21 protein-coding genes are annotated in these 25,010 nt (G+C 52.0%); 12 read left to right on the top strand and 9 right to left on the bottom strand.

Translation table 11 applies throughout. The annotated features are described in order from the left end of the window. Positions 1-14: 14 nt before the first annotated feature. On the top strand, positions 15-1,685 hold the full coding sequence (locus KTT_RS33575; RefSeq protein ID WP_126602251.1) for a CocE/NonD family hydrolase: 1,671 nt from the start codon (positions 15-17) through the stop codon (positions 1,683-1,685). Positions 1,686-1,763: 78 nt separating this feature from the next. Here the strand turns inward: KTT_RS33575 and KTT_RS33580 are convergent, their stop codons facing one another. From KTT_RS33580 to KTT_RS33590, 3 genes are all read right to left on the bottom strand, one after another. Beyond that, complete coding sequence (locus tag KTT_RS33580) at positions 1,764-3,467, bottom strand: L,D-transpeptidase (protein ID WP_160146327.1); 1,704 nt, start codon at positions 3,465-3,467, stop codon at positions 1,764-1,766. A 204-nt stretch (positions 3,468-3,671) separates the two neighbouring features. Continuing rightward, on the bottom strand, positions 3,672-4,409 hold the full coding sequence (locus KTT_RS33585) for an SMI1/KNR4 family protein (protein ID WP_126602255.1): 738 nt from the start codon (positions 4,407-4,409) through the stop codon (positions 3,672-3,674). A gap of 487 nt (positions 4,410-4,896) precedes the next feature. Next, on the bottom strand, positions 4,897-5,397 hold the full coding sequence (locus KTT_RS33590) for a hypothetical protein (protein WP_126602257.1): 501 nt from the start codon (positions 5,395-5,397) through the stop codon (positions 4,897-4,899). A 434-nt stretch (positions 5,398-5,831) separates the two neighbouring features. On the opposite strand from KTT_RS33590, the gene KTT_RS33595 reads away from it, so the two are divergent. From KTT_RS33595 to KTT_RS33605, 3 genes are all read left to right on the top strand, one after another. Then, complete coding sequence (locus KTT_RS33595) at positions 5,832-6,530, top strand: zinc ribbon domain-containing protein (RefSeq protein WP_126602259.1); 699 nt, start codon at positions 5,832-5,834, stop codon at positions 6,528-6,530. A gap of 183 nt (positions 6,531-6,713) precedes the next feature. Beyond that, complete coding sequence (locus KTT_RS33600) at positions 6,714-7,025, top strand: hypothetical protein (protein WP_126602261.1); 312 nt, start codon at positions 6,714-6,716, stop codon at positions 7,023-7,025. A 246-nt stretch (positions 7,026-7,271) separates the two neighbouring features. Next, a complete protein-coding gene (locus tag KTT_RS33605; RefSeq protein WP_126602263.1) occupies positions 7,272-7,841 on the top strand; it encodes a hypothetical protein in 570 nt (189 codons plus the stop codon). Positions 7,842-7,904: 63 nt separating this feature from the next. On the opposite strand, the gene KTT_RS33610 is transcribed toward KTT_RS33605, so the two are convergent. Beyond that, the gene (locus tag KTT_RS33610) at positions 7,905-8,981 is read right to left on the bottom strand and encodes a diacylglycerol/lipid kinase family protein (RefSeq protein ID WP_126602266.1); all 1,077 of its coding nucleotides are present in this window, start codon (positions 8,979-8,981) and stop codon (positions 7,905-7,907) included. A 200-nt stretch (positions 8,982-9,181) separates the two neighbouring features. Then, positions 9,182-11,563 carry a phosphoketolase family protein gene (locus KTT_RS33615; RefSeq protein ID WP_126602268.1) on the bottom strand — a complete coding sequence of 794 codons (2,382 nt, stop codon included), beginning with the start codon at positions 11,561-11,563 and terminating at the stop codon, positions 9,182-9,184. A gap of 287 nt (positions 11,564-11,850) precedes the next feature. Here KTT_RS33615 and KTT_RS33620 point away from each other — a divergent pair, with 287 nt between their 5' ends. Further along, positions 11,851-13,938, top strand: coding sequence for a glycosyltransferase family 39 protein (locus KTT_RS33620; RefSeq protein WP_160146328.1), 2,088 nt, complete (start codon positions 11,851-11,853; stop codon positions 13,936-13,938). A gap of 69 nt (positions 13,939-14,007) precedes the next feature. On the opposite strand, the gene KTT_RS33625 is transcribed toward KTT_RS33620, so the two are convergent. Together KTT_RS33625 and fgd are read right to left on the bottom strand one after the other, a co-directional pair. Then, complete coding sequence (locus tag KTT_RS33625) at positions 14,008-14,472, bottom strand: GNAT family N-acetyltransferase (RefSeq protein WP_126602272.1); 465 nt, start codon at positions 14,470-14,472, stop codon at positions 14,008-14,010. A gap of 106 nt (positions 14,473-14,578) precedes the next feature. Further along, positions 14,579-15,592 (bottom strand): glucose-6-phosphate dehydrogenase (coenzyme-F420), encoded by a 1,014-nt coding sequence (gene fgd, locus KTT_RS33630; RefSeq protein ID WP_126602274.1) that lies wholly within the window; start codon positions 15,590-15,592, stop codon positions 14,579-14,581. A 467-nt stretch (positions 15,593-16,059) separates the two neighbouring features. Here fgd and KTT_RS33635 point away from each other — a divergent pair, with 467 nt between their 5' ends. Next, the gene (locus KTT_RS33635; RefSeq protein ID WP_235845945.1) at positions 16,060-16,965 is read left to right on the top strand and encodes an MIP/aquaporin family protein; all 906 of its coding nucleotides are present in this window, start codon (positions 16,060-16,062) and stop codon (positions 16,963-16,965) included. A gap of 57 nt (positions 16,966-17,022) precedes the next feature. Here the strand turns inward: KTT_RS33635 and atpE are convergent, their stop codons facing one another. Then, on the bottom strand, positions 17,023-17,247 hold the full coding sequence (gene atpE, locus KTT_RS33640; RefSeq protein ID WP_126602276.1) for an ATP synthase F0 subunit C: 225 nt from the start codon (positions 17,245-17,247) through the stop codon (positions 17,023-17,025). A 446-nt stretch (positions 17,248-17,693) separates the two neighbouring features. Here atpE and KTT_RS33645 point away from each other — a divergent pair, with 446 nt between their 5' ends. The 3 genes from KTT_RS33645 (at position 17,694) to KTT_RS33655 (ending at position 20,216) form a co-directional block, all read left to right on the top strand. Further along, complete coding sequence (locus tag KTT_RS33645; RefSeq protein WP_126602278.1) at positions 17,694-18,398, top strand: LuxR C-terminal-related transcriptional regulator; 705 nt, start codon at positions 17,694-17,696, stop codon at positions 18,396-18,398. Positions 18,399-18,489: 91 nt separating this feature from the next. Continuing rightward, entirely contained in the window at positions 18,490-18,756 is a 267-nt protein-coding gene (locus KTT_RS33650) for a hypothetical protein (protein ID WP_126602281.1), read from the top strand. A gap of 452 nt (positions 18,757-19,208) precedes the next feature. Then, the gene (locus KTT_RS33655; protein WP_160146329.1) at positions 19,209-20,216 is read left to right on the top strand and encodes an NAD-dependent epimerase/dehydratase family protein; all 1,008 of its coding nucleotides are present in this window, start codon (positions 19,209-19,211) and stop codon (positions 20,214-20,216) included. Between the two features lie 69 nt (positions 20,217-20,285). Here KTT_RS33655 and KTT_RS33660 read toward each other — a convergent pair whose 3' ends face one another. Then, positions 20,286-21,344: a lactonase family protein gene (locus KTT_RS33660; RefSeq protein ID WP_126602285.1), complete on the bottom strand. Its 1,059-nt coding sequence runs from the start codon at positions 21,342-21,344 to the stop codon at positions 20,286-20,288. Between the two features lie 348 nt (positions 21,345-21,692). Here KTT_RS33660 and KTT_RS33665 point away from each other — a divergent pair, with 348 nt between their 5' ends. From KTT_RS33665 to KTT_RS33675, 3 genes are all read left to right on the top strand, one after another. Further along, positions 21,693-22,970: an ArgE/DapE family deacylase gene (locus KTT_RS33665; protein WP_126602287.1), complete on the top strand. Its 1,278-nt coding sequence runs from the start codon at positions 21,693-21,695 to the stop codon at positions 22,968-22,970. Between the two features lie 118 nt (positions 22,971-23,088). Next, positions 23,089-23,763 (top strand): TetR/AcrR family transcriptional regulator, encoded by a 675-nt coding sequence (locus tag KTT_RS33670; protein ID WP_160146330.1) that lies wholly within the window; start codon positions 23,089-23,091, stop codon positions 23,761-23,763. 16 nt (positions 23,764-23,779) lie between these two features. Beyond that, positions 23,780-24,997 carry a cytochrome P450 family protein gene (locus tag KTT_RS33675; protein ID WP_126602291.1) on the top strand — a complete coding sequence of 406 codons (1,218 nt, stop codon included), beginning with the start codon at positions 23,780-23,782 and terminating at the stop codon, positions 24,995-24,997. Positions 24,998-25,010 lie beyond the last annotated feature (13 nt).

Genomic DNA, 25,010 nt, shown 5'->3' on the forward strand with positions numbered 1-25,010 from the left:
GGGAGAGTTGTTTAATGACTACTGCATATCCTCGCGAACTACAGATCCAGTTTGATAAACGCGTGCCTATGCGTGATGGGATTACCCTGTCGGCCGATATCTATATGCCTGTTGGTACGGAGCAGCAGATCGGTCAGCGTCCGGTTATTTTGTCGCGCACGCCGTATATGAAGGCCGAGGTGAGTTTGGAGACAGCCAAGTATTTTGTTCGCAACGGGTATATTTTTGTCGCGATGGATGTTCGTGGCCGTGGCGATTCCGATGGTGAGTTTGTGCCTTATTTTAATGAAGGGCGCGATGGTTATGATTCGGTCGAGTGGTGCGCCAGCCAGCCCTGGTCGGATGGCAATGTCGGGACTATCGGGGCCTCATATGGTGGTCGCATTCAGTGGCTGACCGCGATTGAGCGTCCACCGCATCTCAAGGCCATGGTAGTGCTGGTTCCTCCTTCCGATCCGTTTGTCGAAACCCCTACCGGAACCCCGAGTCCCATGCATCTGTGCTGGCTGCACCTGGTCAGTGGCCGTGCCCTCCAGTCAATGGCACGGGTAGAGTGGGAGCAGGTCTATCAACATCTGCCACTCGTCACTATGGATGAGAGTGTTGGTCGTAGCATCCCTGCCTGGCGCACGGAGATGCAGCATACACAGCTCGATGACTACTGGGAGCCACTATGCTATCAGCAGAAGTTCGATCGTGTCGATGTGCCCGCCTTGCACATTTCCGGCTGGTACGATGACGAGCAGATTGGCACCCCTTTAAATTATATTGGCATGACCAGGCAAGGCGCGACCGTTGAAGCACGTACCAATCAACGCCTGTTGATGGGTCCCTGGGGCCACAACGTTAATGCCGAATCCAGAATTGGTGATGTCGATTTTGGTCCGCAATCGATTATCGATTTGCGTGCGGAACAACTGCGCTGGTATGATCGTTATTTGAAGGGCCAGCCCGTGACAGGGGTGTCGCCGGTGCGTATCTTTGTGATGGGGAATAACGTGTGGCGTGACGAGCAGGAGTGGCCCCTGGCACGTACACAGTGGACGCCTTATTATCTGCATAGTCAGGGACGTGCGAACAGCCGTTTTGGCAATGGTATGCTCTCTTTCACCAGGCCAGAGACCGAACCCGTAGATACCTACCTCTACGATCCCGCTAATGCAGTACCCTTTATCACCGAGGCAACCTCCTCTCAGATTGGCGGGCCAGATGACTATGCATCTTTGCAGCGTCGGGATGATATGCTGGTGTATGTCAGCGAGCCGCTGCAAGAGGATGTGGAGGTGACCGGACCAATCATGGTTGATCTCTATGCCTCCTCGTCCGCTCCGGATACCGATTTTATGGCTATGCTGATCGATGTATGGCCCAATGGTTTTCGCCAGCGTCTCTGTGATGGTATGGTGCGCGCCCGCTTCCGCAATGGCATGGATAAGCCTGAACTGATCCAACCTGGCGAGATTTATCACTACTCGATTGATTGCTGGAACGTATCCCAGGTGTTCAAGGTTGGCCATCGTATCTGCGTGCAGATAACTTCCAGTGCCTTTCCCAAATATGATCGTAACCAGAATACTGGAGCGCCCCTGGGTATGACCAGTGAACTGGCTGTTGCTGAGCAGCGCATCTACCATGATGCCGAGCATCCATCGGCCGTCGTCTTGCCGATCATCCCATCAGCGTAGTTGTAGCTTATCCAGCTCAATAGTAAAAAGGGAGAAGCCCGTTCGGGTTTCTCCCTTTTTATGGTGTTGTGTTCGCGATTAATACACGATGGATGTCACCGTATCGGTTCCATTGGGGTCGGTTGGCGTGGTGAATTTCCACAACCAGGCCGCCTCGTCCAGCGACATGTTAATACAACCGTGGGTTCCATCGTTGAATGCTGCTGGAGCATAATGCGGGAATTGTTTGCCTGGACCATAATCGTCATCGGCTCTCCACCAGCTATCGTGATAGTAGTATTCGCCCGTGTGATACATCATCGCGTAATGGATGGGGGTATCTGGATAGTAGAAAGGCGAATTTTTATTTTGATCAAACGCCTTAAAGACCGCGGGCGATTGGCGATTGGTGACCGTTGTTACTCCTGGAGGAGATGGTTTGTCAGGCATGCCAGACACCACCAGCATAGAGTGGATAAGTTTGCCATCTTGATAGACGCGCAAAGCACCGTTATTCAGCGATGTAACGATGACTTTGCCTTTGGTCGCGTTGAACTCCTGCATCAACTTCAGGTCGCTCTGATGAGGAACGTTATACGGCGTTGAATCAACGGCATCCGTCTTCATGCCTTCAAAAAGGGTGCGCTGATCTTTGGCTGAATCAATGATCGCCTGGAAATCGTCGGCGGTCTGCGCGGTAGTGAGCTCGGAATTGAGATCGTACACGGTACCATTCCAGTAGTCATAGGCCGTATCATAGGTTTGGCCGTTGAAGCTATCGTGGTACTGGTGGGCGTGGCCCCAGTTCTTGGCATCGGTCATGAGCTGGTTGACATCGTAGGTTGCCTGTAACTGGAGCAAGGGTACCCGAATGTCGGCCATGTGCTGATTCAAGTCGGTTGTAAACTTAACAAAGTTTCCGCTATCCAGCAACGCCTTGTCACTGTCGTACTGTTTCTGGTACTGGTCCGCATTGCCACCGTAGCTTTTCACCTTATCGATGGATGCCTGAAACTGCCCCAATTTGAATTGCCCCACATAAGGAACAGCCTGGGTTGAGATGGTATTGGCGGTCTGCGACTGCGCGTTGAGGTCTTTAATGATCTTGCGGAAATCATCGGGCGTGGTAGCCTGGCGGAATTGCTTGACATCGTCAGCCTCTTGCTGGTCTAATGCGGTTGTATCCAGGTTAGAGCTTTTCAGGGTCTTGATGAGCGTCTGGAACGACCCCAGTTGATCATTGGCGGTGCCGAGCAATTTCAGCGCTTCCGTAGCCTGCTGTGACTTCTGACTCACCTGGATATACTGTTTTGGCTCTTGTGCCTGGTTCATTTCGTTTTGAACCTGGGTAAGCGTATTGGTAAAGTTCTGAGCCTCTACAAACCCCTGCGTCTGTCGCTGCGATAGAATTGAGGAGAAAGCTTTCAGGTCAATAGAGGCCTGGTGGCCAGATTGCTGTGTGGCTTGATACTCAAGTCCTCGTACCTGTACTGTTAACAGTTGATAATTTTTAGCGAGATTTGAATAATAATCAGTGGCAGGTTGGTTGGAAAACAGGGTAACCGGTTCATTCGTGCTGCTGATTTTATGTTCCTGATTCAAAATAGGACGGAGAAGAGTGTCTGGTACCCCGACGCTCTGGGCGTGGGCTATCGCTTTATCAAGCGCTGCTTTATCTGTTGACGCGCTATTTTGCACCTGTGGATTACCACAGGCGCTTAGCATCATTAGAAGAAGTATGGTGACACTCATCAGCGACAGTACTTTATATGAACGCTGTCGACTGGTATGGTAATCAACCATTGTGGGATGTGCCTCCTGGACATACATTTAAAAGCATAAAATAGACTTTGGTCATAAAGATAAGTTTATATATCTCTCTATATTTATTATAATCGATTACAGTGACGAAAAGTTGCACTGCTAGGACTAAAATTTTAAACAAAAAACAAATGAGTTGTATTTCCAGCCCCTGAAGCAATCGGTTGCATAGATGGACGATGCAGCTTATAGCATCTCTCCCCAGAAAGGAATAGTTTTATATTCCTGATGCTTTTTTTTACTGATCTGCCTGCTTTCAATGTTGATTGCCTGCAGGTCCTGGTCGGTCAGTTCCAATAGTTCCACAAAATCTTTGCAAAAGAAATGATAGAGGTCGGGAGCATAGATAATCATGCTTGAATGATGCCATGTCAGAATGGGGTTTCCCGCCATCCCGGGCTCAGCTAGCAAGAAACGGTGCCCATAGATTGGTATCAATTTAGGCGCGCGCGCGATCAGGGCTTCTATCTGTTGCTTCAAGCCATACCTGGTGATGGGTTTTCGGCCCCAACCGGGTTTCCAGATATTATTGTGTAGCACCTCATACGTGATATCATCGACAAGTTGCCGATAGGCATTTTTTATGCCATCGCCCTCCCGTTGCCAGTCGGGTAAGAAAGAAGACTCGCAAGGGACGATTTTGCGTGTATCGCCATCATAGGTCGCGATAATAACAGGTCTATCGAGGCAATGTAAAATGTTTAAGAACAGCCGGTAATCGGGCGGAAAGTGAAGGGACCACTGCTTCTCAATCGAGTTTATCTCCTCATCGCTTAATCCCAACCATTTTGTGCCTTTTTGCCAGATGCAACTCATACGATCTTGCGCCAGAAACTGTTCAAAGGTCAGTGGTTGGGAATCACGCCATTTGGCTTCGGTGTGATCCCGAATCTGGGTGAGGAATAACTCATCAAAGTGTGGCATACATATTAACCTCTACTAGCTTATATTGGGCTGTTGCCGCGTATACAAGCCTAATATGCGCGGCCTTTCTTGTCAACAGCCATGTTCTGGCTTTCGTGGATTGGCGATCTGAACGTAGTATTGTGGTCATCCCCCTTGTAAACGACAGATTGGTGGGCAATGATATGTGCTTATTCGTTCCTTTTACCAGGCTTTTGCACAAGGAGTGATATGATTCACAAAAAGCATGTGTAGCGGTTCACTAATCTTTATGGCTAAACCAGGTATACTGAATGTATTCATGAAGCAGGAAGATGATAATGGCTGTACCGTTATCGCGCCCATGTTTTTCGGCTTCGTGAGATGGATAAAGAGGTGTCACCCTGCCGGTCCCGTCAGGGTCTCATGTCCCTCGGGCTGAGCAGGGTGAGTTCGTTTATCCTCATGTTTTCTGATTGACACAAAAATGGTACGCAACACCATGTTTGTGTCCATGTCGGCACCCTTTTTAATGCCATGAGCTGTATGTGTGTGGTGGGAGCGCCTGTGGGTAGTGCGCCAGAGGTTGCTCATCGTAGGAATAGTAGGACGATAGATACTGGTAATGCAAAGACGTGCTTCCCTCTTCCGCTGGTTTTCTGTCCTGGGAAGTATCATATTGCTCATCAGAAACATCCTGATGTGAGTCTGGCAACGTTCGTGATGGGTGAGAGATGTTGGTGATCCTTGCTAACGCGGGCAAAAGCTTATAGAGAGCCAGCCCTGGAAAGATCCAGAACCATTGGTGTGAAAGGCATAATAGGGCCAGTAGCAAGGTGCCGCAACTGTATTTTAAATGCTTGCGACGGTCTTTAGGATGCGATAGCACCATCGCTTTTAAGAGCAATATGCCCGCTAATGATAACAAGGCCAGGGGCACGCCCCGCGTGTAGAGGTAAGAAAGATGAAAGCAATTGTCAGGATGACTACTTCGAGTAAAGTTATCGATAATCTGCGGCGCTTGCAGCATGGTGCATCTCCTTAGGCAGGTAATGTTTCTGACTCTTTTAGCATACCTGACTCGTTGTTATGGCACATTTGAGGTTGCCTTTCTTTTAGATCTGTTCATTTCTATAAATCGTTTCGGTTTTCGTACAATTAACCCTGATGGGTTAATATTTTTAGATCTCATTACTTTATCGCGTCTTATTAAACATATCTTATTAAAGAGAGTAGCTTACCTATCGTCGTATTGGGGCATGTTTGCGCCCCCATACGGGCGTCCACTGGCGCGGCCGCACTGATTTCTGAGTTGGTGCATGGGGGCGCGAATGGGCCCCTATGCACCAACTCAAAACTGACTCTTGAGCACCGCAGGTGTGAAAGACCAGCCATGCTTCAGGCGATATCCTGCGCATCAGACGCTCTCAAAAATAATCAGATAGAATTGGGGATATTTCATAAATGAGTACACGTTTTTATCAGGCCGCCAATCTTGATGTTGATCGCATGGTGAGAGATTTTGAATCCATTTTTATGTCTCAGGGATACCAGGTGCAGCATTTTTCTAACCAGGGACAGATGGTAGTGCAGTTGCGCAAAGGTGGCGATTTTGAGGCTATCCTGGGCATGCAGGCTGCGCTGACGGTTATTTTGCGCAGGGTGCCAGGGGGTGTGGTGGCGCTGGTAGGAGAGCATCGTTGGGAAGACAAGGCGGCAGCTGGTCTACTGGGCATGATATTTTTCTGGCCTCTGCTATTTACCACCGGGGCCGGTGTGTTACGTCAGGCAGGCTTGGAGGAACAGCTCTTTGAGGCCCTGGACATGGTTGCTCTGCAGCAGCGGCCCGATGTCCAGGTGGGTCCTGTGCCCTCGCATATGGAGGCGCAAATGCAACGGCAGGGGTCTACGCAGGGTGGTCCATTTTCCTGGACTGCTACGTCCAGAGAAGCATATTCCCAGCCAGTACAGGGAACTGCTACCAGTGCACCGGCTCAACACAAGTGTAGTAAATGCCAGAAACTAAACGATGCTGACGACTTCTACTGTTCGTGGTGTGGCACGGCATTGAAGACCCCTAAAGCCTATTGCCCACGTTGTAAGGCTGAATTAAAGCCGGGGGCGGCCTTCTGCGCGAAATGTGGAACCTCTATCAATAAGTAGTCCGGGTTTGCAAAACAGGCACAAACATGCGAAACTATCCTTTATTGGTGGCGCATAATCAGGTACTTGTATCGATAAGCGCACTATTTACCGTTTGATCTAGCGAGCAATACATCGTTTTCTATAGCGTAGGATATCAGCGCCAATCAAGATGTACCCGGGTTTGGAAGGAACAGTGTTATTATGGATAATTGGATTTTGTTGCTCGGTGGCTTTCTCGCCCTGCTGGTAATCATTATGCTCATCAATGTAGTCTACAGAATTTTTGGTGGGGGCCGGCGCAAAGGGAATAAACGAGGGTATAGCTATCGCGAGAACAATAAGGGGCGTGACAGGGACCGGGATTATGATAGAGACCGCGATCGGGATGAAGAGAGATCTCATAGCCGTGGACGAGAGCACTCATATGAGCGCGAGCATGACCGGGACCGTGAGCATGAACGCACTCGCCGCCATGCAGGTGAGCAATCTCATCGGGAACATTCGCGCAGGTAGCGATTGTGGCTTAATCCCACTATTCGTGATATTGCACGGGGGTGAAGATGGATAAATCTGTTTTCCTCCCCTTCCCTCTCTATAACTGTTTTCTGCGCTTAGATATACAGGGACTTTTCTCCTAGCCATAACCACTTTTCACGCTTTTTCTTGAGCTAATCCACGTAGATACGTATAATGAAATTCATCATACGCTATTGCTTTACACAGTGACGTGGTTGTGTTGTCAGTGTAGGGGAGGAAACTGTGGATATTTTTATGCGCCTGCGCCAGGCTGGTGATGTTGCGGACCAGGAAACGATGTATTTACCTGCGCCAGTTCAGCGCGTTGAGGGGGAGCCAGATACTCTGCTAGAGGTCACCGCGGCTCTCTATATTCCTACTAATCATACTCCGAGGGAGATGTGTGTTACTACCCTGGTATCATCGACCCCACCTTTGCGCGAAGCGCCTGAAAGCGGGCAGAAGGAAGCGCAGGATGTCTGTTCCACACCTGCTATCATAAGCGCGCTCGGCGACACGCATCATCTCTATACCCTGCAGGCATTGCGCCCAACGCCATCGCTATTGGATACGCTGGGCACTATCGAAGACCTGTGCAAACTTTTTTTGCGGCAAAGAGGTTCCCCTCCGGTAGAGATCTCTTTGCACTGGCAGATCTGTTTAGAATTGTTGGCCTGGGGACATAGTAGTTTCTGTCTGACCCTGCCCGATGAAGCGGCGCGGGACGGTCATTGTGCTCGTTGTGTGGTATGCATTCCATTTGCTGCTGGCTTGACTGGTGATGAACATATGATTATGGTCAGAGGCGGGTAAGTCAGCGTAAGAGGTATATAATTTTCGCCGGTCGTCACTGCCAGGCTGCAAGTGATTGGTGGCTCAAGGTACAATGACATTGAGGCACTCGTCGGCGACACGGGCATGCATAGGGGTCTGACCACGGACCTCTCCATCTAAAGTTGCCTCGGCCTGCTCGCCACGGCAATGAATGGTAATTCCCTGCGCCTGCACATGATGAATGCCTGGAATATTGGTACGCTCGGCGGAAACCAGTTCTGGAAATTGTTTATACCAGCCCGCATACTCAGGTTTCTGTGCCGTTGAACGCCTGAAGAAGCGCAACACTTTATATACCAACTGTTCCATGCGGTTATCCTCGATGACAACGATATCCAGCAGCCGATCATGCAGGTTAACGCCTGGCACCGTGGCCTGTAAGGCTCCCCAGAATACCGGCGAATTGACAATGGTGACCTGAGCCACCTTACTATGGATCTGAACCCGGTTGGAGAGAATTCTGGGCGTGCCCACCGGTTTGCCATTGTGATCGTGATCGTAGATAGCCAGCCCCTCAAAGTCCAGATCTACCTCGATCGGCGTATAGCTCTGCAGCGCTTTGGCTACCGCGGCCGCATATGTCATGTTGCCGAACTTTTTGCGCAGCCGCTTATCGGTGGCGAACTGTGCGAATCTTACGTTAATACCGATGGTCAGGGCGTGCGCAAAGTAGCTGTGGGAGTTGGCTGGGACGGCGGCTTTGTACTCGTTAGAAATAGGGTGCGGCTCCTGTTCGGCGGGCCGGGCTATGCCAATGTCAATGGTGATGACCTTGCCGCGCATAATTGTAGCGGCTGCCTGCTTGATATCCATTGAGATACCCAGGGTACGCGCTACATCGTTGGCGGTCCCCAACGGTAAGATGCCCAGTGGTAAGTTGCTAGACACAATGTGCGATGTTACGCCACCTACCAGGCCATCCCCACCGGAGGCGATGACAAGTTGGATGCCCTGCTCTTGCCAGAGTGGTCCCTGTGGCGGTAGACCATCGAGCGCATTAATTGGCAGGACATCGACAATCTCCATTCCCGCTTCACGTAACCAGTCAGTGGTCTCTGCCAGTTTACTGGATCGGCCAGAGCTGGGACTATGAATCATGATAGCTTTTTGTGCTTGCATTGGTCTCTTTCTACTTACTTTTCAAACTGCCATCGGCTTTTTATGACTCAAACGTATGAGCGCTCAGCCTATCAAATAGGCGGACATAAAAAATAGAGGAAGGCACCGTCTGATCAGACAACGCCCCCCTCTTCTGAAAAAAGGAGGAGCAATGAGCCGTGACGCCATTGTCGCGGCCGCGCTCATATCTCTTTAGCAGTTCAATTGCTCCAGACCCAATCGCGTACTTCTGGCATGTCCTGGAGATTCTGCTGCACATAGGATGCATGTTTGACCAGCATGTCTTCACACTCGGCGATCAGTTCGGGGGCCAGGTTCTTGATTCGCGATGCTCGCTTGAGTGCCTCGATACAGAGATGATACCGGCTCATGCCATTTTTTACAACCATATCGAATGGCGTGGTAGTTGTTCCCTCTTCGAGGAAGCCGCGCACATGGAAGCGGTGCGCATTGCTGCGTCCATGAACAATCTCGTGAATGGCTCGTTGATAGCCATGGAAGGCGAAGACGACCGGTTTATCTTCCGTAAAATGGTTAATAAATGTTCTTTCATCCAGCCCATGGGGATGGAAGAAGGCTGGATACAGGGCCATCAGGTCAACGACATTGACGACGCGGACCTTGAGTTCAGGGATATGCTTGCGCAGCCACCAGGCCGCCGCTACGGTCTCCAGGGTGGCGATATCGCCAGCACAGCCCAGGACCACGTCGGGTTCAAGGTTCCCATCATTACTGGCCCATTGCCAGGTGGATAAACCACGGTCGCAGTGCTCGATCGCCTCTGCCATGGTCATATACTGTAGTTGTGGTTGCTTATCGATGACGATCAGATTCACACGGTTTTTGCTGCGGAAGCAGCGATCCGAGATGGCCATCAGGCTGTTGGCATCGGGCGGCAGGTAGATACGCGCGATCGAGCCTTTCTTCGACAGCACGGTATCGATCAGGCCAGGGCCCTGATGGCTGAAGCCGTTGTGGTCATTGCGCCAGCAGGTCGAGGTCAGAAGGATATTGAGCGACGATATGGGCGCGCGCCAGGGTAGTTTAATGCCCTCCTGCATCCACTTCGCATGTTGCACAGTCATCGAGTCTGAGACCATCGCGAACGCCTCGTAGGTGGCGAACAGACCATGGCGCCCGGTGAGCAGATAGCCCTCCAGCCATCCCTGACAGAGATGCTCGCTCAGGACCTCCATTACGCGACCATCAGGGGAGAGATGATCATCTCCCGGGATGATTTTGTTGACAGAGCAGCGGTTCTCGACCTCAAACACGTTGCCCAGGCGGTTAGAGTTGGTCTCATCGGGACAGAAGAGGCGGAAGTTTCTCTGCTCCGCATTGCGCGTGAAAATGTCGCGCATAAACTTGCCCAACTGCCGTGTCGATTCATGCTGTTCAGTCGCCGGCTGCTGAACGTCTATGGCATAGTCTTTGAAATCTGGTAGATCCAGTTCAACCAGCAGTTTTCCACCATTGGCATGTGGATTGGCGCCCATACGGCGTTTCCCCTTCGGCGCCAGTTCGGCCAGTTCAGGGATCAAACGGCCTGTTTCATCAAAGAGCTCTTCAGGTTTATAGCTGCGCATCCAGTCTTCGAGGATTTTCAGATGATCGGGCCGATTTTTGACATCCGCGACGGGCACCTGATGGGCGCGAAAGGTGCCTTCAACCGGTACATTATCCACGAACTTCGGTCCAGTCCAACCCTTTGGCGTGCGCAGAATAATGGCTGGCCATTGCGGCCGGTGTGAAAAGCCGTGCTGCCGCGCCTCGTGCTGATATGCGCGGATCTTCGCGTAGCAGGTATCGAGTGTTTCCGCGAACTGCTGGTGGACCACGTACGGATCGCTGCCCTCTACTAAGAAAGGTTCATAGCCATGGGCTTCCAGTAAGTGGCTGACTTCTTCATTCTCTTCGCGTCCCAACACGGTTGGACCCGAAATTTTATAGCCATTGAGATGTAAGATGGGAAGTACCGCGCCATCACAGGCGGGATTGAGGAATTTGACGCTCTTCCAGGCGCCCTCTAACGGACCCGTCTCTGCCTCACCGTCTCCTACAACGGCGATAGCCAGGAGGTCAGGATTATCAAAGACGGCACCGAAGGCGTGTGAGAGGACGTAACCCAGTTCACCACCTTCATGGATCGATCCTGGTGTGGGAACGCTCACATGGCTTGGTACGCCACCGGGTGACGAGAACTGGCGGAACAGGCGGCGCATCCCCTCACTATCCGCCGAGATGTTAGGATAGATCTCTGAGTACGTGCCCTCCAGGTACACATTGGCAATAAGTGCCGGTCCACCATGCCCCGGTCCCGCCAGGTAGATCGCGTTGACGTCCTGCTCTTTGATCAACCTGTTCGCATGGACGTATATAAGATTGAGCCCCGGCGAGGTGCCCCAGTGGCCCAGCAGACGGGGCTTGATATGCTCAGGGCGTAGCGACTCACGTAGGAGCGGATTATCCTGTAAATATATCTGTCCAATGGTCAGGTAGTTGCTTGCGTTCCAGTAACGATGCATGCGGTCAAGTAATCCCGGCTCAAGATAAGACTTGACGCTTGCCAACTGCTTTGCCATGGTATTCTTTTCCTTCCACGCAGATGAACTGCTGTGTATCTACTATTTCTCATTGGTGCTCTTTGTTTCATCAATAAAATACCTTTTTCACATCACAGTGATATCACCACCAGCCAAAGCAACATCACATTCGTCTCACAGGCAATATTATCGACCAATGGAGAAAGAGCCACGTATACTTGAGATTTTCATACTATTCTCACGAACGCACGGTATAGTTGACATCTTCTCGCTGTAGTGAGATTATCTGAGCCGTAATATGCAAATTCATGATTGAGGATTGGTCAATGCAGGCAAATGACACAACCGTTGCCGCGGATGAGCCGACCCGCCCATTGCGTGCTGCTCGCATATATCCACCAGATGTGCCTTCCTGGTGGCACCGCGTACTGCTCGGCTTGATTGTATCGCTGGCTGCTCTGTTGAATTTTTATCGGTTGAATTGGATTGGCTATGGCAATTATTATTATGCCGCCGGCGTGAAAAGCATGCTGCTGAACTGGCATAATTTCTTTTTTGTTTCTCTGGATCCAGGCGGCTTCGTCACGATCGATAAGCCGCCGCTGGGTTTCTGGCTGCAGGTGCTAAGCGCTCGGATATTCGGCTTTTCTGGTGTCAGCCTGTTGCTGCCAGAAGCGCTGGCGGGTGTTGTTTCCGTATTAATACTTCACCACCTGGTCGCACGGACCTTTGGGCAGTGGGCTGGACTGCTGGCGGCGCTGGCCTTGACCTTGACTCCTCTCAGCATTGTTACCAGCCGCAACAATACTATTGATATGCTGCTGGTCTGCAGCACGCTATGCGCTGCCTGGACGCTGCTGAAGGCCACTGAGACCGGGCACCTACGCTGGTTGCTCGCCTGTGCCCTGCTGGTGGGTCTGGGGTTCAACATTAAGATGCTGCAGGCCTACCTGGTGTTGCCTGCTTTCGCGGTTACGTATCTATTGGGTGCGCCACGGCGCTGGTGGATACGCCTGCTACACCTGTTGCTGGCCGCGCTGCTGTTGCTGACCATTTCTTTATCATGGGTGACGCTGGTTGATATGACTCCAGCCAGCCAGAGACCATATGTTGGCTCTACCACAGATAACTCAGAGTTAAGTCTTGCCCTGGGATGGAACGGTCTGACGCGCTTGCTGGGACGCACTCCAGCCGCTAATGGTAAGCCCGAGACTGCTACAAAGACGGTCACGGAGACTCCCGCCCAATTGGCCCGCGCCAGGGAAGCGCAGGCCTCCAGCGACATCGGCGCGCCAGATCCTTTGCGCCTGTTCAACCGCCAGTTGAGCGTGCAGGTGAGCTGGTTCTTGCCTGTGGCTCTGCTGGCACTGGTCGCGCTGGCCTGGCAGGGGCGTCCCCAATTCACCTGGGATCGCCGGCAGCAGTCGCTGCTCCTCTGGGGCGTCTGGTTGCTAACGATGTATGTCTTCTTTTGCGTCGCCGTATTTTTTCATGTGTATTATATGGTCATGCTATCGCCCGCCATCTGCGCGCTGGCCGGTATTGGTTTTGTCGTAATGTGGCAGGATTATATGCGACCTGGCTGGCGCGGCTGGCTGCTTCCTTGCGCGTTAATGTTAACTGCGGCCACGCAGGGCCAGTTTATACAATATTATCGTGGCTGGAATAGCTGGCTGATACCTACCATCATTATTATCTGTTTTGCCATAGCCCTGTTCCTGACTATTGCGCGTGCATTCAGGCGTCCGGTTTCTGATAGGAGTGGCAGGCCACAGAGCGGTCGCCTGGCTCCTGTGAATCGTTTTGTTGTCTTGATGCTCGCACTGGTGTTTGGCGTGCTGGCCCTTTTGATTGCACCTACCATATGGGGTGGTTATTCGGTCTTTATCCGATCGGGTGTGCAGGGCTCGGCGGGCCCCGTTGTTCATGTGAGTCCCACCGGCGATCTCACAATTGTCAAGCCTGGTGTGCAGAAGGGCCCCCCATCTCCGGTAGACATAACGTATACACGCCTGATCTCCTACCTGCAGGCCCATCGTCAGCATGCACGCTTTCTGGTAGCTACCCAGACCTCATCACCGGCTGCCCCCATTATTCTGGCGACCGGTCAGCCAGTGATGGATCTCGGTGGATTTGGTGGTGGAGACAAGATTGTGAACAGGGATCAATTAATAGACCTGGTTAATCGGGGCATGATCCGCTACTTTTTGTTTTCTAACATCCATCGCACTACGCACCAGGTAGGTAAGCATAAAGTGACGACTATCAGTGTGCTGGGAGCAGGCGATAACGCCGAAGCCATCAGATGGGTCGGCACGCATTGTTTCTTGATCTCCGCCAGATTATGGATGCTGCCAAACTCCCACAACGCGCTAAACCAGTTCAGCTTATATAACTGCTCTCACCACACTTAAACGCGATAGCGGAATGCGTTACAGGTCTGTATATACATTTACATACAGACCTGTAGCGCGCTGAACAGCTTAAGCCTCTTTGTTCGTGATGGGCATTGACATTGCATAATGATGCACCTGTAGCCCAAGCCTTCGCCAGAACTGTAGAGCGGTTGTGTTGTTCTTGAGTATATCCAGGTGAATTTCTACCGCACCCCTGCTGGCCAGTTCGTGGAATGTCGTATGAGCCAGCTCCTGCGCGTAGCCATGGTGGCGATATGCCGGTACAATATAGAAGTCCTCGATCATGCCAGACGTTTTCTGGGTGAAGGGATTGATGGCCAGGTAACAACTTGAGAAGCCGATCACTTCGTTCTCTAACCTTGCCAGCCAGAAAAAATGGGTTCCCTCCCATGTTTTTTGTGCCGTCGCTGTAATCCAGCGTACCACAGCGGCATGATCCGTTCCCGCGGCATCCAATTCCAGGTTGTACTTGTAGCCAAGCTGCTGAATCAGCGGTAAATCTTCAGATTTTATTGGCTGCATATCTAGCATTCGTATAGCCTTTTAAGAATATAGGATTTGTTTATATAAATGCGGTGGTTGAGGCGCTCCAGAGCGCCTCAACCACCGCATTTATATAAACAAGCAGAAAACTGATTTATCCCCAGCGCTCCCGTAGACGCGGCATAATATCTTTGGCGTAGAGCTTCATGAAGCGGGACTGGTCATCGCCGGGATAGTGGAAGACCAGGTGGGTGAAGCCCAGTTCGATATAGGAGCGGATCTGCTCGATGTGCTCTTCGGGATCGGACGAGACGAGCCAGCGGCGATGGGCCTGATCCGCCACCCCTTCGGCGCGCCGCTCCATCTCACGGGCATCGTGAATCTGCACCTTATCCTCGGCTGGCAGTGCCAGAGCGGCCCAGATACGCGTATCGGCCAGCGCATGATCGCGATTCTCATCAAAGGCGACCTTCACCTCGATGGTGCGCTCTACATCGTCTGGATCCTTGTTGGCGGCCTTCGCCCCCTCTTCTACTGCCGGCAGGAGTTTATCGCGATAGAGCTCCTCGCCTTTGCCGGATGTGCAGATAAAACCATCCCCGGCGCGACCGGCGAACTTTGCTGCTACAGGACCACCAGCACTGATATAGATGGGCACGGGCTGCTCTGGCTTATCATAAATGGTGGCGTTTTTGGTCTTATAGTATTTGCCTTCGAAGTTTACCAGATCCTCGGTCCACAACTGCTTGATCAGCGCGACCGCCTCGCGTAAGCGTGCCAGGCGCTCTTTGGCCTCTGGCCACTCAGCTGCGGTGACGGCCACCTCGTTCAAAGATTCACCAGAACCGACGCCAAGGATAACGCGACCAGGATTGAGGACGCCGAGCGTGCCAAAGGCCTGCGCGATTACTGCTGGTTCATAGCGGAAGGTTGGTGTCAGTACGCTGGTACCCAGCTCGATGCGCGAAGTGCGCTCACCCACGGCTCCCAGCCAGACAAGCGCCTGAGGAGCGTGTCCATTGGTATGGCGCCATGGCTGGAAATGATCGCTGACCCATACGCTATCGAAGCCGTTTTGCTCGGCCTCAACCGCAAAGTCGATTAACTGGCGTGGCCCGAACTGTTCCGCCGATGCTTTATATCCAAGTTTTAAGGGATGTTTGCCCATGCTATAAATCCTCTCTATCTTTCTGTGTCTTATGAGGAATTTTATTGTCGCAATAAAGCTTCCTCTTGGGCTACGAAGAAATAGTTGTATAGCGTTTCAAAGATTCTGGTGCTTACAGCATATCACTTGTTAAGAAGGGGACTTTCTCTCGTCTTTCTGGCGCACGTGAGCGCCCCCATACGGGCGGCCGCAGGTGCGAGAACTTGTCTCGATTGTAGATGATGATCATGAGCGTCAGATACCCTCTAAAACGATGGATGAAGCAGATTTATTCCCGTTCCGCCGCTGCGCTCACTTGAGAAGTTGGTTGCCAAGGGATGGAATTTAGCGTGTTTTTTATACTGTAAGGAGGAGCGCAAGGGCATTCAAAGGCAGTGAGGATACATGGAGTGTGCTATTCCTCATTCTCATCGCTTTTGAGCTATTCATGCGCATCGGTGGTGATGATGAAAGAGAGATTTTAGCACATGGATAATCATATAATGAATGACTATGTTAATGAAGAGCCAGAAGAAGTTGATATTGATGCGGCAATGGGACAACGGGTGACAGACCCATCTGCGCGTGGGCGTAATATTGAGCGTAAGGGTATCAGCGCGGTTGTCGCAGAGTTGATCGGGAGCTTTCTATTTGTGTTTGTGGGGGTGGGTTCGGTCATGGCCAACACCTGGATGCAAGGGGCGGTTGGCCTGCCGGGAATCGCCGTGGCCCATGGTCTGGCGCTGGCAGTGCTGATTACCATCTTTGGCGCCACCTCAGGCGGACATTTTAATCCGGCCGTGACCATCGCTTTTCTGGTGGCGCGGCGCATTAAATCTGGCCTGGGCTTCTGTTATATTGTGGCCCACCTGTTGGGTGCCGTCTTTGCCGCCCTTCTTCTACGTGTGGTCTTTCCCGCCTTTGTGTGGAAGGCCGCCCAACTGGGGACACCCGCCTTATCGAATAGTGTATCTATTGGAGCGGGCATTGCGGTGGAGGCGTTGCTGACCTTCTTCTTACTCTTAGCTATCTATGGTACTGCGATTGATACGCGCGCGCCAAAGTTCGGTGGTTTCTCTATTGGATTGACCATGACCGCCTGCATACTCGGTGGTGGGGTATTAACGGGAGGTATCATGAATCCAGCGCGTGCCTTTGGTCCTGCCCTGATGAGCGGTATCTGGACCAACCAGTTCGTCTACTGGATTGGCCCGATTGTCGGTGCCGTACTGGCGGCCTGTGTCTACGAATCCCTTATTTTACCGCGTTCGCAACATGAAGCGCTGCCCCTTGAGCAAAGCACCGACTCTGAAGAGAGCGTTGTTCCTCAGCAGGTACAAGAGCGCAACTTCGAGGCAGATCATTCTCCATTTAGCCTGACAGGTGACCAGTAGTATCCTGGTGGATGGGCCTACCGATGGCCCATCCTTTGGCCGCTGGTGGGTAGAGCATTAGCCCTGGTGAAACACCAGCAGAATAGCGATCACCAGTGAATAGACGGCGATCGTCTCGGCGAATACCAGGCCGAGCAAGAAGTTGGTCCGCAGGGCCGATGTCGCCTCGGGATTGCGTCCTATCGCCTCATATGCCTTGCCATTGGCGAGCCCCATCGCCAGTCCCGCGCCGATCGCACCGAGTCCAATCGCTATGCCCGCCGCAATTAATGGTGAACTCATATCTTTTCTCTCCTTTGCTTCCTGCATCCATCGCTGGATTAGCTATATCTTCTTTTTTATTACACTTTTATTGTAGCTAAAAAAATATGCCATATTTATCATCCGTTCGGATGAAATGGCGGTCGCCAAAAGGAGTAGTACGTCTCTTCGACCTTTTCTTTCCGCGTGCTATCTTACTTCCGCTACCGTGGGGACACGTGAGTATCCTCACATTCGCGTCCGCACTGGTTTTATGTGTTGGTGCATAGGTGCGCTGATGCGCACCTATGCACCAACACATAAAACGGCCTCCTGAGCATCTTAGGGGCGAAAAATCAGGCAGACCGCAGGCGATGACCATGAGAGCAAGACACGCTCTCTAGATGTTTATTGGTTTTAACACAGCCATTTTTGCTATAATCAGAAGGAGAATAGAAGAGAAATGAAGTATCCTTTGAGGAGGATTGATGGAGAACCACAAGCAGAGAAAGATCCGCCTGCTGATTGCCAGTGCCTACGATGTGATCGTGGAAGGATTGTATAGCATATTTTCAGGCAATCATGAGATTGAACTGGTCGGGTGCGCGACCAGCATACCCGAATCTATCCGCCTGGTGGGCGAATGTGAACCGGATGTCTTGCTGATTGATCCCCATATGTCGGAAATGGATGGCCTGCGCGCCATTGAGCTGATCCGTGGAGAATGGCCCCGGGTAGCTATCGTTGTGTTGACGGCTAATGCGCATGAAGAACACATGTTACGCCTGTTGCGCTCTGGCGTCTTTGCCTATTTAACGTCTCACGTGAAACGGAGTCAGTTGATCCATGCCACCCATGCCGCGGCACAGGGCCATACCCTGCTCCATCCAACCATCCTCAAGCGCCTGCTCGCGTTGATGCAGACGCCTGAAGCAGCGGTGGTAGCTCGTGAAAGTGAGCCGGACCCCGCTAGAGAAAATGTTGAACTAACCCGACGCGAACGGGAGGTATTGCTGCTGGTAGCACATGGTGAGCGCAATAAAGAGATTGCCGCCCATCTGGGTATCAGCGAACCAACCGTGAAATCGCATCTTGCCACCATCTACTACAAATTAGGTGTCGATTCACGTGCGTCCGCCGTAGCAACCGCGCTTGAACGTGGCATCATCACCCTGCAGGGGAGATTCTCATAAGAAAAGTACTTGTTGTTAACCACCTTTTGGTGTATAAGAGGGAAAGAAATTTTAATTTTGTTTCTTGCATTCCTGGGAAAGAGATATCATTGTGCAGAACCATTCAAGCGGCCAGACAGACAATATAGACAATATAGATGAGCAGAAGCCTGACCAACAGGGTGAGGAGGAAGAGGTAGCCGAAATTATCCCACCCCGCAAAATCAACTGGCTTCTCGTGGCAATAATCATCCTGGTAATTATCGGATTCGCTATCTTTGGTGTAACAACGTTGCAGCACCATCCCCCTCTACCATCTGATACCACCGGTGCGCTTTATCACCTGGTAACTGCTACTGCTAGTATTTTGCCTCTTTAAAACGGTATCAAACATGCATCATATAGTTATCAGCATGCGGGTGTGTCGAACCCACACCTGCATCTGATGATTGCCTGATGTTGCCCGCGAACTGGCTGTGTGCTTAGCTTATAGGTCATAATAGCTATCCGCTCTGCCGCAATGATGCGATATATACCTCCGTTGCGACGTATATTCTGATGGATGTGGCCTGGTTCTCATAAAATCGGGTGCCATTCGTCCGTTGTATGGGGGCATTGAAAGATATGGATTGCATTAATGCACCTTTGCTGCAACTGTCAGACTTCGTTTTTGAGGATACTATGGATGTTATCGTGATGCCAGGTATAGGGCGGTTGCTTGTCTATCTTTGTATCTTGGATCGGAGCCTGGATCAGATGGATTAACGAGTTTTGCTTATTTACCTGCTGGATGGAAGGGAAGTGTGCTGCGGTGAGGATGATCTCTGGTACTTGAGTCAGAAAGATAAATATGTGAAGATTCTCGTTACCGGCGGGACCGGTTTCCTGGGCCGGCGCCTGGTTTCAGCTTTGCTGGATCGAGGACACCAGGTATATATGATGGGTCGCAACTTCTCGCGTGTGCAAGAATTGATGCAGGATGGTGCTATTCCTGTCGCCTGTGATCTGCGCGAGCGCGAGGCGGTGTTTGCTGCCTGTGCTGGAATGAATACCGTATACCATGTTGCCGCGCTGGTAAAGCCATGGGGCGACTGGACCGATTTCTTTGAGATCAACGTTGAGGGCACGGCTACCGTGCTGGAGGGATGTCGCAGGCATAATATCCGACGCTGCATCTATGTCTCAACTTCGGGCGTTACCTTTAACGGGCAAAATCAACACAACATTACGGAGTCCGCTCCTTATCCGTCTCGCTTCTCTTCTCCGTATACCCGTTCAAAATACCAGGCAGAGAAACTGGTGCAGGCGGCCAGCGATGTTCCAACGGTTATTATCCGTCCACACGTCATCTTTGGTCCCGGTGATCGCTGGTTACCCCGCATGCTGGAGCATGCGCGCCAACAGCGCCTCTATCAGATTGGCAATGGCCGCAATCGCAGCGACGTGACCTATGTGGATAACGTCGTCCACGCCTTGCTGCTAGCTCTGTATGCTCAGAACATCTGTGGCAAAACATATATCATTACCAACGATGAACACATCGTTTTATGGAATGCGCTGCGTGTTATTCTACAGCGTCTAAAGCTCTCCGAATCTTTACATACCCTTCCGCTCCCCTTTGCGTTGATGGCGGCGTCCGCTATGGAAAGGCGAGCCAGCTGGATAGGAAACACTCCCATGCTGACACGCTACACCGCTACCATGCTGGCTTGTACCCAGACCTATGATATCAGCGCGGCGCGCAAAGACCTGGCCTATGAACCGGTGGTCTCGGTTTCCGAAGGCATTGATCGCACGCTGGACTCATTGAAGCTTCATCGAAGGTGGACCATATATTGATGCGCTGTTCATAGATAGTAGAGACCAGAGTTCTTCACTCCAGTCTCTACAAGCCTGCTTTTCCAGGTGTTAGTTGAAAATTTTGAGGCAAACGGGATGGGGCAACTGGAGATTCTCTCCCGTTACCGTAAGCTTGCCGGTCTGTGTATCAATGCTGTAACTGACAATATTGTTGGAATACTGGTTCGCGACCAGGAGCAAGGTACCATCGGGTGTCAGGGCGAAATTGCGCGGCCCCTGACCTCCGGTAGAGACGCGTTCGACGTGTATCAGTTTTCCATCGTCGGCATCGATGCTAAAGACCGCAATGCTATCGTCGCCTCGATTTGACGCGTAGAGAAAGCGTCCTGATGGATCTATGCGTATCTCGGCGGCGGTATTGGCACTACCTGTGTAATGCGCTGGTAACGTACTGACGGTTTGCACCGTAGTGAGTGTCTGGATGTCGGGATTGTATGTGAAGGCCGTGATTGTCGAGCTCAACTCATTGATGACATAGGCATAGTTTTGCTGGGGATGAAAGACAAAATGGCGTGGTCCCGAGCCGGGTTCTACCATGGTATCCCCCTGGACCACCAGTTGGTTAGACATACTATCGAGCTTATAGATGATGATCTTATCCAGCCCCAGATCTGGCACATACACATAGCCCCCACTGGGATCAATATTGGTGGAATGTGGATGAGCCGCATCCTGGCGTTCAGTATTGATGCTGCTCCCGTGATGTTGTACCTCGTAAGCCAGGTCCCCAAGCTGTCCATCGGGCAGTACTGGATACAGACAGATGTTCCCGCCGAGATAATTCGCCACGGTCAGGTATCTCTCCTGGTCAGCAAGGGCGAGATGGCATGGCGCCGCTCCATTGGTTGATTGCTCATTGAGCCGTGTCAACTCTCCCGTTTGAGAATTGAGCGCATAAGCCACGACGGATCCTGGCTGGTCATTGGTCTCGCTGACGGCGTAGAGGCGTGTCTGATCGGCGTTGACGGTCAGAAAAGAAGGGTTCAGGATGCCTGATGTGCTGTTAACAAGGGTCAGCTTCCCTGTTTCACTATCCAGCTTGTAAACATAAATGCTTTGCGCATCTTTTTCCGCGTAGGATCCAACATAGACAGTTGAAAGGCTCATTACAAATCCGTTCCTCTCTTATGTATGCATATCATAATAGTGATGTTGCTTGTTCCTTTTTGCGTAGAATGTGTCCAGAAGTCAGTGGGTTAGCGCCTGCAGCACCAGGCTGAGGTAAGCCTCGCTCCTGGATCTGTGGCATACCACCAATGTGGGCATCGGACATACTGGCAAAAGGGCTTTCATAGAGACACATTCTTATTATATGGCACGAGATGCAACTTTCATATGCTCCAGGTGAGCCATCTTTGCTTGACGCCTCAAATTGAGGATGGTAATTTTTTAGCATATTGATAGTCTGATTATGTTTGGAACAGACTTGTATTTCTGCTGGAAGAAGGACGACTGATGGCACTAACTGCAATTGAGCAAAAGGTTCTGGACTCACTGGATGAGGATGGATTGCTCGCGTCCGTACGTGAGCTTTTGCGCCTGCCGAGCAGGACCGGGCAGGAGGCGGAGGCGCAGCACTGGCTGGCGCGGCGCATGCGAGACTTTGGACTGTCCGTCGATGAATGGACCATTGATGTGGCGGAACTGCGACGCCAGGCCTCGTTCCCTGGTATGGAGGTTGATCGCAGTGAGCGCGAAGCGGTTGGACTGGTCGGTACCTGGCAGGGCGGTAGTGAGGCGGGTCGGCGCCTGATTTTTAACGGCCATATCGATGTCGTGCCCGAGGGAGATCGTACGCAGTGGACCCATGATCCCTGGGGCGGCGAACAGGAAGGGGACCTGATCTATGGACGCGGTGCTTGTGATATGAAGGGTGGCTTGATCGCGGCCCTCTACGCGATCAAGGCGATTAAAGATTCTGGCGTGGCGCTGCCCGGCTCATTGATGTTGCAGAGCGTGATTGGTGAAGAGGATGGCGGCCTGGGTACGTTCGCGAGCCTGATGCGGGGGCACAGTGGTGATGCGGCGATTGTGTGTGAACCGACCGACCTCGATGTAGTCCCCGCTCAGGCGGGCGCCCTGACGTTTCTGGTACATGTCAGTGGGAAGTCAGCCCACGCCTGTATGCGTCTGGAAGGGGTCAGCGCGGTAGAGAAATATCTTGATATCCACCTGGCACTGCTCCAATTAGAGCGCGTACGCAATAGCGACGTCACCCATCCTCTGCTGGGAAAATTTGATCTCCCCTATCCTTTGAATATTGGTCGCGTGCAGGCAGGCAACTGGTCCTCTTCCGTGCCGGATGAATTGCTTTTTGAGGGCCGTATTGGAGTCGCGATGGGCGAGAGTTGTCAGGCGGTGCGCGAGCAATTTGAGCAGACTCTGCACACCCTGGCCGAGACCGATCCCTGGCTGCGCGACCATCCTTTAACCGTCACATGGACTGGCGGTCAGTTTGAGAGTGGTGAAATCCCTCATGACCATCCTCTGGTACAGAGTTGTGCAGGTTGCATACAGGAAGTGACTGGTCATGCGCCCACGATTAAAGGTATTACCGCCGGTACTGATCTGCGTCAACTGGTCAATCTGGGCCAGATCCCTGCTCTTCTATTGGGACCCGGCGATGTGCGCGTCGCCCACATGCCGGATGAACATGTTCGGGTCTCCGAACTGCTAACAGCCGCGCGCACCTATATCCTGATCGCTCTACGCTTCCTGCAGGCGAATCCATAGCCTCATTCGATCTTATCGGGCGTCAGCGACACTTGACATGTTCATGCCTCGCTCTTTATAATGTAACCAGATAGTTACGTAACTATCTGGTTACATTATAAAGATGGAGAGGACAGATATGTCGCCTGATAAGAGAAGAGGCGAGGTCACACGCGAGACGATCCTGATGGCGGCGGAGGCCGTGTTCGCGGAACATGGTTTTGAGGGGGCGCGCGTCGACGCGATCGCTGAGGCCTCCGGATACAATAAAACCCTGATCTTCCGTTATTTCGGTGATAAGCTAGGCCTTTATGTGGCCGTGCTAAAGCATGCTGATAATACGGCGAATGAGTTGCTGGCGCGTGCGTTTGCTCCTTTTCTGGAGGATGATACCACTTTTCTGTCCGCCTCACAACTGAGGCTGTTTCTTGAAACAATGCTGCAAACCCTGTTTGATTATCTGCTGGAGCATCCCCGTTTTGTGCGCATGATGACCTGGGAGATGGCCGGGGGGTGGCGGACCTATGCCCAGATCTCCTCGCAGTTTTCGACCGCCGATCGCGACCAGTTCGAGCTTCTTTTCCGTAGGGCGCGAAGCTCTGGACTGCTGCGGTCTGATTTTATTCCTATATTGCAACTGGCGACAGTGGGGCAGATCTGCCTGACGTATCTGGCCTCCCTCCCTCTCTACCAGGTGATGCTGCCGGGCGAGGATATTTCCTCAACCGGGAGCCTGGCACGTGCGCGCGACTATATCATCAGGTTTGTTGTTGCCGGAATGATGGCTGATTCCACAGAAATTGAAAAACGGTGAAAGGAAGTTGATCCGTATGGCCCAGATCTCCCTGAGCGAGCTTTTCTCGCAGAAACATAATCCCTATCCATTTTACGCGCAACTGCGCGAGCAGTCTCCCCTCACCAGGTTTCACTGGATGGGGACAGATATGTGGCTGCTGACCAGTTATGATCAGGCCGCCACGATCTTGAAAGATCCACGCTTCACCATGGACTGGCAGAAAGTGCAGCCGGCGCGGGCTAAGCGTAATTCCTCCGATGAGGCGCCCTCCTCTTATATGCCTCTTGCCTGGAGCAAACACCTGCTCAATACAGATCCGCCCGATCATACGCGTCTGCGCACGCTGGTATCAAAGGCGTTTACCCCGCGCATGATCGAGCAGTTGCGACCGCGCATCCAGCAGTTAATGGATGGTTTTCTGGACGCGGTTCAGGCGCGGGGGGAGATGGACCTGGTCGCTGACGCCGCTGTTCCGCTACCGATCGCGGTCATCTCGGATCTGCTGGGTATTCCAGTAGAGGACCGCAAGCTTTTCCGTACCTGGACACAGATTATTGTCCAGAGCCAGGGCGCCGCTCCCGGGCAAGGAGCATCAGGTCTTGAGGCCGAGAAAGCATTTGTTCGCTATATCAAAACGTTAATAACTGATAAGAGCGCACATCCTGACGACAGTCTGACAAGTCAACTTGTTCAGGTTGAAGAGAAAGGAGATAGGTTGAGTGAAGATGAACTCATCTCGATGATTTTCCTGTTGATCACGGCCGGTCATGAAACGACGGTCAATTTGATAGCCAATGGCATGCTGGCATTGCTTGAGTATCCTGATCAGATGCGGCTCCTGCGTGCCGACTCCTCATTGTTACCCGGGGCCGTCGAGGAGCTGTTGCGCTATACCTCTCCTGTAACGCTGTCCGGGCCGCGCTGGGCACTTGAAGATGTGCCCCTGCATGGTCAGGTGATCCACAAAGGCGATATGGTCAGGTATGCACTGCTCGCGGCCAATACGGATCCACAGCAGTTTCCTGATCCTGACGTGGTGGATATCTTGCGCCGGGAGAATCAGCACGTGGCCTTTGGCAAAGGTATCCACTTTTGCCTGGGGGCTCCTCTGGCTCGCGTAGAGGGGCAAATCGCAATCGGTACGTTACTACGTCGTCTTCCGCATTTGCGCCTGGCTTGTGATCCCCAACAACTGACCTGGAAGGAAGGTGGTTCCCTGCGTAACCTGGTCTCCCTACCAGTGACGTTTTAACCCATCGCGATTG

This window comes from Dictyobacter aurantiacus (assembly GCF_003967515.1).
GTDB classification, from domain to species: Bacteria; Chloroflexota; Ktedonobacteria; order Ktedonobacterales; family Ktedonobacteraceae; genus Dictyobacter; species Dictyobacter aurantiacus.

Bases quoted from the DNA above. Each gene is read 5' to 3' on its own strand.
- KTT_RS33575 (WP_126602251.1), top strand. From the start codon at position 15: ATGACTACTGCATATCCTCGCGAACTACAGATCCAGTTTGATAAACGC.
- KTT_RS33580 (WP_160146327.1), bottom strand. From the start codon at position 3,467: ATGGTTGATTACCATACCAGTCGACAGCGTTCATATAAAGTACTGTCG.
- KTT_RS33585 (WP_126602255.1), bottom strand. From the start codon at position 4,409: ATGCCACACTTTGATGAGTTATTCCTCACCCAGATTCGGGATCACACC.
- KTT_RS33590 (WP_126602257.1), bottom strand. From the start codon at position 5,397: ATGCTGCAAGCGCCGCAGATTATCGATAACTTTACTCGAAGTAGTCAT.
- KTT_RS33595 (WP_126602259.1), top strand. From the start codon at position 5,832: ATGAGTACACGTTTTTATCAGGCCGCCAATCTTGATGTTGATCGCATG.
- KTT_RS33600 (WP_126602261.1), top strand. From the start codon at position 6,714: ATGGATAATTGGATTTTGTTGCTCGGTGGCTTTCTCGCCCTGCTGGTA.
- KTT_RS33610 (WP_126602266.1), bottom strand. From the start codon at position 8,981: ATGCAAGCACAAAAAGCTATCATGATTCATAGTCCCAGCTCTGGCCGA.
- KTT_RS33615 (WP_126602268.1), bottom strand. From the start codon at position 11,563: ATGGCAAAGCAGTTGGCAAGCGTCAAGTCTTATCTTGAGCCGGGATTA.
- KTT_RS33620 (WP_160146328.1), top strand. From the start codon at position 11,851: ATGCAGGCAAATGACACAACCGTTGCCGCGGATGAGCCGACCCGCCCA.
- KTT_RS33625 (WP_126602272.1), bottom strand. From the start codon at position 14,472: ATGCTAGATATGCAGCCAATAAAATCTGAAGATTTACCGCTGATTCAG.
- fgd (WP_126602274.1), bottom strand. From the start codon at position 15,592: ATGGGCAAACATCCCTTAAAACTTGGATATAAAGCATCGGCGGAACAG.
- KTT_RS33635 (WP_235845945.1), top strand. From the start codon at position 16,060: ATGGATAATCATATAATGAATGACTATGTTAATGAAGAGCCAGAAGAA.
- atpE (WP_126602276.1), bottom strand. From the start codon at position 17,247: ATGAGTTCACCATTAATTGCGGCGGGCATAGCGATTGGACTCGGTGCG.
- KTT_RS33645 (WP_126602278.1), top strand. From the start codon at position 17,694: ATGGAGAACCACAAGCAGAGAAAGATCCGCCTGCTGATTGCCAGTGCC.
- KTT_RS33660 (WP_126602285.1), bottom strand. From the start codon at position 21,344: ATGAGCCTTTCAACTGTCTATGTTGGATCCTACGCGGAAAAAGATGCG.
- KTT_RS33665 (WP_126602287.1), top strand. From the start codon at position 21,693: ATGGCACTAACTGCAATTGAGCAAAAGGTTCTGGACTCACTGGATGAG.
- KTT_RS33670 (WP_160146330.1), top strand. From the start codon at position 23,089: ATGTCGCCTGATAAGAGAAGAGGCGAGGTCACACGCGAGACGATCCTG.
- KTT_RS33675 (WP_126602291.1), top strand. From the start codon at position 23,780: ATGGCCCAGATCTCCCTGAGCGAGCTTTTCTCGCAGAAACATAATCCC.